Raw genomic sequence first — 9162 nt, 5'->3', positions numbered from 1 at the left:
CAGGATAGCTTATCGGTAGCTAACCGTCCCTCCATCCACATGACCAAGCGTTGCACTTATTATCTGAATTCGCGGAGGAGAGCGACAATATATTCTGTTTACCCTGCCAGCTGATAACTGTTATCCAGTAACGTAAAAGTAAACTGCTTATCGGAAGAAAAAATCACCTTATTATCGCGGGTGACAAAGATCGCTTCGATATGCGGATAAGCCTGTAAATACTCCCGCCCTTTTTCCACCCCCATGCCATACAGCAGCGTGGTGTAAATATCACCATCAATCGACGCATCAGAAATAATGGTGACGCTGAATAACTCATTATCCAGAGGATAACCGGTGCGCGGATGAAGAATATGGTGATACAGCTTATCGTCGGCGACGAAATAACGTTCATATATCCCCGAGGTCACCACCGATTTATTAACCACATGAATAATGCCAATTAATTCGCCATTATCGCCAAAGGGTTTTTGCAGCCCGACTGCCCACTGCTGATTTGGCCCATTTTGCGGGCGACCCAGCGTCTGCACATTGCCGCCCAGGTTGATAATCGCGTGGTAAACACCGCGCTGATACAGCAGGTTCTTAATCACATCGGCAATATAGCCTTTGGCGATGGCGCCGAGGTCAATCTCCATCCCGGCATGCGGCAGAAAAACACTGTGATTGCTGGCATCCAGCACCAGCTGGTGCGGATCGGTTAACGGCAGCAAGGCATCAATCGCCTCCTGCGGCGGAACCGTATGGCCCTGAAAGCCGATTTTCCAGCGTTTCACCAGTGGCCCGATGGTCAGGTTAAAGCAGCTGCCTGCCAGCAGACTGACCTCAGTCGCACGCTTAATCAGCTGAAACAGCGCCGGGCTGACGCTGACCGGATGTTTCCCCGCAGCATGGTTGATATCCATCACTTCCGAGTGCGCACGGTTGACGGTGAGCTGATCTTCCAGCTCGCCGATACGCGCATAGACTTCCTCAACCAGCGGCGGGTTATCGACAAACAGCTTGAGAAAGATGGGACTGCCCATCAGCACGCGGGTGTAGGTGTAAGCATTGGTGGTCGGCATTCGGTTTCTCATCAGCATCAGCAATAAAAAAAGCCCGTGTCCGCTGTAACGGACACGGGCTTGCCAGATTATAGATCAACCGCGGGCAGAAGCGGCGGCGTTTCGTCCGGCCTGAATACCAAAGATAATGATATCGGCAACGGCGTTACCACCGATGCGGTTCGCACCGTGGATACCACCGACCACCTCACCAGCCGCCCAGGCACCATTAATCACCTGCTGATCGCTGTTCAGTACCGCAGACTCGCCGTTGATCACCACGCCACCCATGGTGTGGTGAACCCCTGGGGCGATGCGGATAGCGTAGAACGGTCCCTGATTAATCGGGTGGCGCAGCGCGGTGCGGCGACCAAACTCTTCATCAACCTGTTTCTCAACGGCGACGTTGAAGTTTTCCAGCGTCGCCAGCAGGTTATGCAGGTCAATATCGAGTTTTTCCGCCAGCGCTTTGGGTGATTCTGCACTGACCACCAGACCACGCGCCAGATACTCTTCCACCGCTTTGTTTTTCGCCCGAATCTGCTCATCAAACATGATGTAAGCATATTTCTCCGGCAGAGCAATAATCGCCGCAGAGACTTTATCGCGGGTATCCATTTCGTTATGGAAGCGCTTGCCCTGCTGCGACACCAGAATCGCACCGCCGCCGCGGATAGATTCAGAAATCAGGTACGAGGTGGTTTGCTCGACGGTTGGGTGAATCTGGATTTCGCCCATATCCACGGTATCCGCCCCCAGCTGTTGCAGCAGCGCGATACCACCGCCAGTGGCACCTTTGTGGTTGGTGGTGACAAAGCCGTCCAGGTCCGGGCGATATTTCACCACCATCTCACTGTTGGCACTGAAGCCACCGGTCGCCACCACCACCGCTTTGGTGATAATCAGCTGCTCTTCGTTGTCATCATTCAGCACACGCACGCCAGTGACCTGATTGCCTTCGCTGACGATTTCCGTGACTGACGTATCCAGCATCACGTCAATCGCGCGCTGAGTGAGGTTTTTCACCAGGCCGCTAATCAGGTAGCCACCGACCGCCGAACCATCCGCCGGACGGTGCGTACGGTCGATGCTCATACCGCCCGTGGTGGTGATATCGTTCAGTTCGATACCGCGATCCGCCAGCCATTCAATCGCTTCCGGCGCATTATCGACAAAATACTGCAGCAGCACCGGGTTGTTTTTGTGCTGGCCGCCTTTCAGGCTTTCCTGATAGAACAGCTCTTTGCTGTCACTGATACCTTTAATGCGCTGGAAGCGGGTTTCCGCCGCGTTCATCCCGGCTGACGCTTTGATGGTGTTACCGCCAATCACCGGCATTTTTTCCACCACCAGCACGCTGGTGCCGTCATCGCTGGCCTGAATCGCGGCCGCCAGACCTGCACCACCGGTACCAATCACCACCACATCATACTGCTGTGGTTTCGCTTCGCCACCGTCCGCCAGTTGCGCTGCTTTAGTGGATTTCGCCAGGGCTTTAGACACTGCTTTTTTCACCGCTTCACTCTGGGTGGTCGCGCCGGTCACGGCATCGACGTGCGGGCTGTTGGCGTCAAGAATACGGGAACGGATAATCTCAAAGCTGTCCAGGAACGCCGCATCCGGCTGGCTGTCCGCCACCAGTTCGATGTTTTTAATGCCGTCACTTTCCAGGCTGACATTCACCAGCAGTTCGTGGCTCTCATCCACCACTTTCTCCTGGAACACACCGGCCATAAATTTCTTACCGCTCATGCTCATATCACGGATCATCGCTTCCACCAGCGAGAAGCGCCACAGCGGTTCCGGGATAGTCAGCGCTTCACGTTTGCTGCTGTCGATAAACAGCTCCAGCGACTGCTGCGCCATAATGCGGTCAGTCCAGTCCGGATACGCGATAGTAGCTTTACCAACGGCAATCAGATCATAGCCATGATCCAGCGCCACTTCAGCATCACACTGGTTCACCACCCCACCAACGCCCATCACCGGAACCTGCGCCAGCTGCGCGGAACGCATGGCAACATATTTCTGAATCAGCGGAGTGGGATCAGTCGTGTCAACAATGGACGGACGCAGTGTGTGGCCGACAGAGAAGTGCAGATAGTGCAGGCCGCGCGCCGCCAGTTTCTCCAGCAGGTACATGGTGTCGTCAAAGCGAATGCCCGGCACTTCCATCTCTTCCGGCGAGAAGCGGTAGCCAATAATAAAGGAAGGATCAGCATGCTGCTGCACCATCTGGTGAGTGATCTCCAGCACCGCCAGCGGGAATTTCGCCCGGTTATCGCGGCTGCCGCCCCACTCATCGTCACGCTGGTTGGAGTTAGGAGAGTAGAACTGCTGGATCAGATAAGTGTTCGCGCCGTGGATCTCCACGCCGTCAAAGCCCGCTTCGATCGCGCGACGTACTGCTTCACCAAACTTAGTGATCATCCCCGCCACTTCCGCCGTACTCAGGGCACGCGGTGTGGCAGCACCATCACGTGGCGCGGCCAGCGCACTTGGCGCGACCGGGGTCTGGCCGCCGATCAGTTTCGGCTCCACCATACGGCCGCCGTGGTAGATCTGCAGAATGGCTTTCGAGCCTTTCTCTTTGATCACCTTCGCGATTTTCGCCAGACCTTCAATTTTGTCGTCATTATCGATACCAATGGCGCCCGGGAACGCGAGGCCGAGGTTATCAATAAAGCAGCACTCGACAATCACGGTGCCGATGCTTCCCGCACGTGCCTGATAGTATTCGATCAGTTCTTTATTGACGGTGCCGTCATAGAAACCGGTGCAGGTGGTCATCGGGGCCATCAGCAAGCGGTTTTTCAGTTCGACGCCATTGGGCAGCTGAAAAGGGGTGAACAAGCGGTCGGTAATATCGCTCATAGTGGGTGACTCCATAAAATTTGCCTGATGTTTTGGATGCTTTAAATTCTGTACCGTTCTATTCAGAAAAAAGGGGCAGAGCGGAATTCGGTTATTTGTTTTTAATTTTATTTGATGGTTGCAGTCTATCACTGCATTTTTCTGCCGTGTAAGAAATAGCGGGCGAAACTGTTTTAGATCAATGTTTGTCAGCTGACGCAGCGACATTATTATCTCGCCAACATCAGTTAATTAACGATGTTAAAAAGATATTCACAATAATATTACCGTTTTAGTTTTGTAACTTAAAAAAGTAAACTGAAATGGGTTATTCCATAAAAAAGGAATAAGTTATTCTTATCATGGCCGGACAGTTTTTATCCTCTGACAAGCGGTTTACCACGCGATTTTGCCAGCGGTTCAGTGCTATGATGCTCAGGGAAAGCCCTGCTGACAGCAGGGTTAAAGCAGAGAAATCCAGATGCAGTAAGTGTTGTTTCACTTAACCTGAAACACGCCAGTGACGAATAACGATGCAAAAAACGATGACAACAAGGTTACCGGCACACTTTCTGAACACTTCCCAGCTTAACCGTGTCAGCTGGAGAGGCATAAAAAATCAAAAAATGGCATCCGGGATGTCATTTAAATATTTCTAATTTAACCATCTTAAGTGAGATAAAAAATGTCAAATAAACCATTTCATTATCAGGAACCCTTCCCGCTTAATAAAGATGACACTGAGTATTATCTGCTCAGCCGCGATTATGTTTCTGTTACAGAATTTAATGGCAAGCCGATGCTCAATGTTGATCCACAGGCGCTGACGCTGCTGGCACAACATGCTTTCCATGATGCGGCATTTATGTTGCGGCCAAAACATCAGCAGCAGGTTGCCGATATCCTGCATGACCCGGAAGCCAGTGAGAACGATAAATACGTGGCGCTGCAGTTCCTGCGCAACTCCGAGATTGCCGCGAAAGGCATTCTGCCTACCTGCCAGGACACCGGCACCGCGATTATCGTCGGCAAAAAAGGCCAGCAGGTGTGGACAGGCGGCGATGACGAAGCTGCGCTGTCGCAGGGTGTCTACAACACTTACACCGAAGATAACCTGCGCTACTCACAGAACGTGGCGCTGGATATGTATAAAGAGATCAACACCGGCACCAACCTGCCTGCGCAGATCGACCTGTATAGCGTGAACGGTGCTGAGTATAAATTCCTGTTTATGGCGAAGGGTGGCGGTTCCGCCAACAAAACTTATCTGTACCAGGAAACCAAAGCGCTGCTGTCCCCTGGCAAACTGAAAAACTGGCTGGTTGAGAAGATGCGCAGCCTCGGCACCGCTGCCTGCCCGCCTTACCATATTGCCTTTGTGATTGGCGGCACCTCTGCAGAAGCCACGCTGAAGACGGTGAAACTGGCCTCTACCGGTTACTATGACGCGCTGCCAACCGAAGGTAACGCGCATGGTCAGGCGTTCCGCGATATCCAGCTGGAACAGGAACTGATGGAAGAAGCGCGTAATCTGGGCCTTGGCGCACAGTTTGGCGGTAAATACTTCGCCCATGACATCAAAGTGGTGCGTCTGCCGCGTCATGGCGCCTCCTGCCCGGTAGGTATGGGCGTTTCCTGCTCTGCTGACCGTAATATTAAAGGCAAGATTAACCAGGACGGTATCTGGCTGGAAAAACTGGAGAATAATCCAGGCAAGTATATTCCACAGGAACTGCGCAAAGCGGGTGAAGGTGAAGCGGTGCGCGTGGATCTGAACCGTCCGATGGCCGAGATCCTGCAGCAGCTGGCGCAGTACCCGGTTTCCACCCGACTGTCACTGAACGGCACCATTATTGTGGCGCGCGATATCGCCCATGCCAAACTGCAGGAGCGCATCAGCAATGGTGAAGGTCTGCCACAGTATATTAAAGATCATCCGGTCTACTACGCAGGGCCGGCCAAAACGCCAGAAGGTTACGCGTCAGGTTCCCTCGGCCCGACCACTGCGGGACGTATGGACTCGTATGTTGACCTGCTGCAGTCACATGGTGGCAGTATGATTATGCTGGCGAAAGGCAACCGCAGTCAGCAGGTGACCGATGCCTGTCATAAACACGGTGGTTTCTACCTCGGCAGTATCGGTGGCCCGGCAGCGGTACTGGCGCAGAACAGCATCCGTCATCTGGAGTGTGTTGAATATCCGGAACTGGGTATGGAAGCGATCTGGAAGATTGAGGTGGAAGACTTCCCGGCCTTTATTCTGGTGGATGATAAGGGCAATGATTTCTTCGCGCAGATTCAGAATTCAGCGTGTGGGAAATGTGCGGGTAAATAACATATTGGCCTAATGGTAGCCTTTTACGAGCTGTTATCACCGTACAGGTCAATATGCACTAACTCCCCCTCCCCCATATTATGGGGGAGGAAATCAACCAGATGATACGGGCAGGCCCGAAGACATCACCTGTCAGAGCATCCTCTTCTCTTTAAACCTCTACCCAGCGCCGTTCGATAGCCGAAACCGCAATCGCTTCCAGCACTTTCGAAACCTGTAACCCTTCAGCAAAATCTGGCCACATGCGATCGCCAGCGGCGATACCATTAATCAGATCGCGAATCTCGACCGTTTTCTGATCGTTAAAGCCGATACCATGGCCCGCCGAGATACAGAAATTAGCGTAATCAGGATGTGCCGGCCCGGTCAGAATCGTTTTAAACCCCTGCCGCCCCGCGGGTTCGTCATGCAGATACAGCTCCAGTTCTGCCATACGCTCCTGGGTGTAACGGATTGTGCCTTTGGTGCCGGTGACCACATAAGTGAGTCCCATTTTACTGCCGCAGGCAATACGTGAAGTTTCAATCACGCCATGTGCGCCCTGTGCGAAACGCAGCAGTGCGCTGGCCTGGTCTTCGTTCTCAACCGGCAGCAGCCGGGCACGATCCTGCGGGTCCGGACGCTGTTTAATTACCGTCTGCATATCACCGCTGACTTCGGTGATATCGCCGACCAGATAGTGCGCCATATTGACAATATGTGCCGCCAGGTCACCCAGCGCGCCCAGTCCGGCTTTTGCTTTCTGGCAATGCCAGTCAAGTGGCGTATCAGGGCTCGCCAGATAATCTTCGTTATGCGTGCCGTAAAAGTGCACCACCTCGCCAATTTCGCCGCGGGCAATAATTTCACGCGCCAGCTGGCTGGTGGGGTTTTTCATATAGTTGAAACCGACCAGGGTTTTCACCCCAGCCTGCTGCGCAGCACGCGTCATCTCTTCGGCGTCCGCCACCGTCAGCGCCAGCGGTTTTTCGGAATAGACATGTTTGCCGTGACGAATCGCCTCCAGCGCCATCTCTTTATGCAGGAAATTAGGCGCGCAGATATCCACCACATCAATATTCGGGTCGCTGACCAGCTCACGCCAGTTGCCGGTGGAACGGGTAAAACCAAATGCATCCGCCTGGCTTCGCGCCAGCTCCGGCGTCACCTCTGCCAGCATTTCACGTACAATTTCGCCTTTCAGCTTAAAGACGGTGGCAGCCTGTGCGTAGGCGATTGCGTGACAACGGCCAATATATCCCGTCCCAATCAGTCCAATCCTTACCTTTTGCATACCGATTTTCCCGCAAGTGGTGAATAATTAAACTGGAATGTATATTTCAAAATATTCCTTCACAATGGAAAAATGAAATATTTGTGATCATCCTTCAGAAGATTGTTGCAAACCGGTGAGCGTCTTAGACGGTGTTGTGAAGTGATGATGGCGGGCAGTATCGGGCGACCGCAACCCATATGGGGCTGGCATTGCGGGTACTGCGAGTGCCCTGCAGCGCAGATTAACAGCACATTGACGATTTATTCAGCAGTCAGTAAATTCCGCTGAAAACAAGCTTTGACAGGACGATACACTCTCGTTATTATGCGCCCCGTTCACACGATTCCTCTGTAGTTCAGTCGGTAGAACGGCGGACTGTTAATCCGTATGTCACTGGTTCGAGTCCAGTCAGAGGAGCCAATTTAGAGAAAGCAGACGTTCACTGACGTCTGCTTTTTTGCTTTATATCAATTGGTTATCTCCTTCTTCAGGTTCGCCCTCGTTCACCAAAAAACGCTCGAAGCCATACCCTTTTGCTGGTAAAAATACTGGTAAGGCTGGTTCGATTTCGTTTTTACCAGCAATCGGAGGGAACCGTCATGTCACTTACTGATACTAAGTAAAAAATGCCAAGCCGTCAGAAAAGGCGGTGAAGCTCACTGACGGGTTCGGCCTCTACCTGCTGGTACATCCCAACGGCTCCAAATACTGGCAGCTAGGCTATCGCTTTGAAGGGAAACAGAAGGTGTTTTCCATCGGTGTATACCCTGCTGTTTCACTGGCTGATGCCAGACAACGCCGGGATGAAGCAAAAAAGCTGTTAGCTTCTGGCGTTGATCCCAGCGCTAAAAAACAGGCTGACAACAAAACCATTCAAGAGAAACGTAACAATACCCGCGCTTTCAAAACCGTTGCCAAAAGCTGGTTTGCCACCAAAACCACATGGTCGGAATATTATCAGCGTTCTGTTTGGACCCGTCTTGAAACTTACCTGTTCCCTGACATCGGAAACAAAGACATAGCTGAACTGGATACCGGCGATCTGCTGGTTCCCATCAAAAAGATAGAGAAGCTGGGTTATCTGGAAATTGCTATGCGGGTGAAACAGTACGCCACCGCCATCATGCGTTATGCCGTCCAGCAAAAGATGATCCGTTTCAATCCTGCCTATGACTTGGAAGGTGCAGTTCAGAAGCCACAAACGGAACACCGCCCCGCTATCGAGCTAGAAGAGATACCTACCCTACTGGAATGTATTGAAGGCTATCAGGGGCGTAGCAGATTGACCCAATTGGCGATAAAACTCAATTTGCTGATTTTTGTGCGTTCCAGTGAACTCCGCTTTGCCAGATGGTCAGAGATCGATTTCAAAAGCGGTTTGTGGGTTATTCCAGAACAACGTGAAGCCATTGAAGGGATCAAGCATTCTGGCCGTGGTGCCAAAATGCGTAGGAAACATTATGTTCCTCTGTGCAATCAAGCTCTGGCAATTTTGGAAGAGCTAAAAGACCTCACCTATGACGTTAACGGTGATGACGGCTTTATCCTGACGGGCTGTTATGATGCGATGAAACCTATGAGTGAAAACACCATCAACAAAGGGAAGGTGCGATTTAATCGTCAATTATGAGAACATAACCCTTTCTTTGACATAGACTTTTCACGATGCCCGCTCT

Annotated in this window: 4 protein-coding genes, 1 tRNA gene and 1 pseudogene; 3 read left to right on the top strand and 3 right to left on the bottom strand. The window is 52.1% G+C overall.

The features are described 5' to 3' along the window. Positions 1–98 precede the first annotated feature (98 nt). Positions 99–1064 carry an FAD:protein FMN transferase gene (locus ACSZO1_RS20615; RefSeq protein WP_437615995.1) on the bottom strand — a complete coding sequence of 322 codons (966 nt, stop codon included), beginning with the start codon at positions 1062–1064 and terminating at the stop codon, positions 99–101. 75 nt (positions 1065–1139) lie between these two features. After that, positions 1140–3917 carry a flavocytochrome c gene (locus ACSZO1_RS20610; RefSeq protein ID WP_437615993.1) on the bottom strand — a complete coding sequence of 926 codons (2778 nt, stop codon included), beginning with the start codon at positions 3915–3917 and terminating at the stop codon, positions 1140–1142. 664 nt (positions 3918–4581) lie between these two features. Between ACSZO1_RS20610 and fumA the strand changes: the two genes are divergently transcribed. Further along, positions 4582–6231 (top strand): class I fumarate hydratase FumA, encoded by a 1650-nt coding sequence (fumA, locus tag ACSZO1_RS20605; RefSeq protein WP_437615991.1) that lies wholly within the window; start codon positions 4582–4584, stop codon positions 6229–6231. A 151-nt stretch (positions 6232–6382) separates the two neighbouring features. On the opposite strand, the gene ACSZO1_RS20600 is transcribed toward fumA, so the two are convergent. After that, positions 6383–7504, bottom strand: coding sequence for a Gfo/Idh/MocA family protein (locus ACSZO1_RS20600; RefSeq protein ID WP_437615989.1), 1122 nt, complete (start codon positions 7502–7504; stop codon positions 6383–6385). Between the two features lie 326 nt (positions 7505–7830). On the opposite strand from ACSZO1_RS20600, the gene ACSZO1_RS20595 reads away from it, so the two are divergent. Further along, positions 7831–7906, top strand: a tRNA-Asn gene (locus ACSZO1_RS20595). Between the two features lie 179 nt (positions 7907–8085). After that, positions 8086–9086 (top strand): annotated as a pseudogene (locus ACSZO1_RS20590) (tyrosine-type recombinase/integrase); the annotation flags it as partial. Positions 9087–9162 lie beyond the last annotated feature (76 nt).

This window comes from Erwinia sp. V71, assembly GCF_965644245.1.
Classification (GTDB): Bacteria; Pseudomonadota; Gammaproteobacteria; order Enterobacterales; family Enterobacteriaceae; genus Erwinia.
The sequence above is the reverse complement of the archived record's forward strand: the minus strand, read 5'-3'. Positions and strand labels throughout refer to the sequence as shown.

Excerpts from the sequence above, each read along its gene's own strand:
- ACSZO1_RS20615 (WP_437615995.1), bottom strand. The coding sequence starts at position 1,064 with ATGCCGACCACCAATGCTTACACCTACACCCGCGTGCTGATGGGCAGT.
- ACSZO1_RS20610 (WP_437615993.1), bottom strand. The coding sequence starts at position 3,917 with ATGAGCGATATTACCGACCGCTTGTTCACCCCTTTTCAGCTGCCCAAT.
- fumA (WP_437615991.1), top strand. The coding sequence starts at position 4,582 with ATGTCAAATAAACCATTTCATTATCAGGAACCCTTCCCGCTTAATAAA.
- ACSZO1_RS20600 (WP_437615989.1), bottom strand. The coding sequence starts at position 7,504 with ATGCAAAAGGTAAGGATTGGACTGATTGGGACGGGATATATTGGCCGT.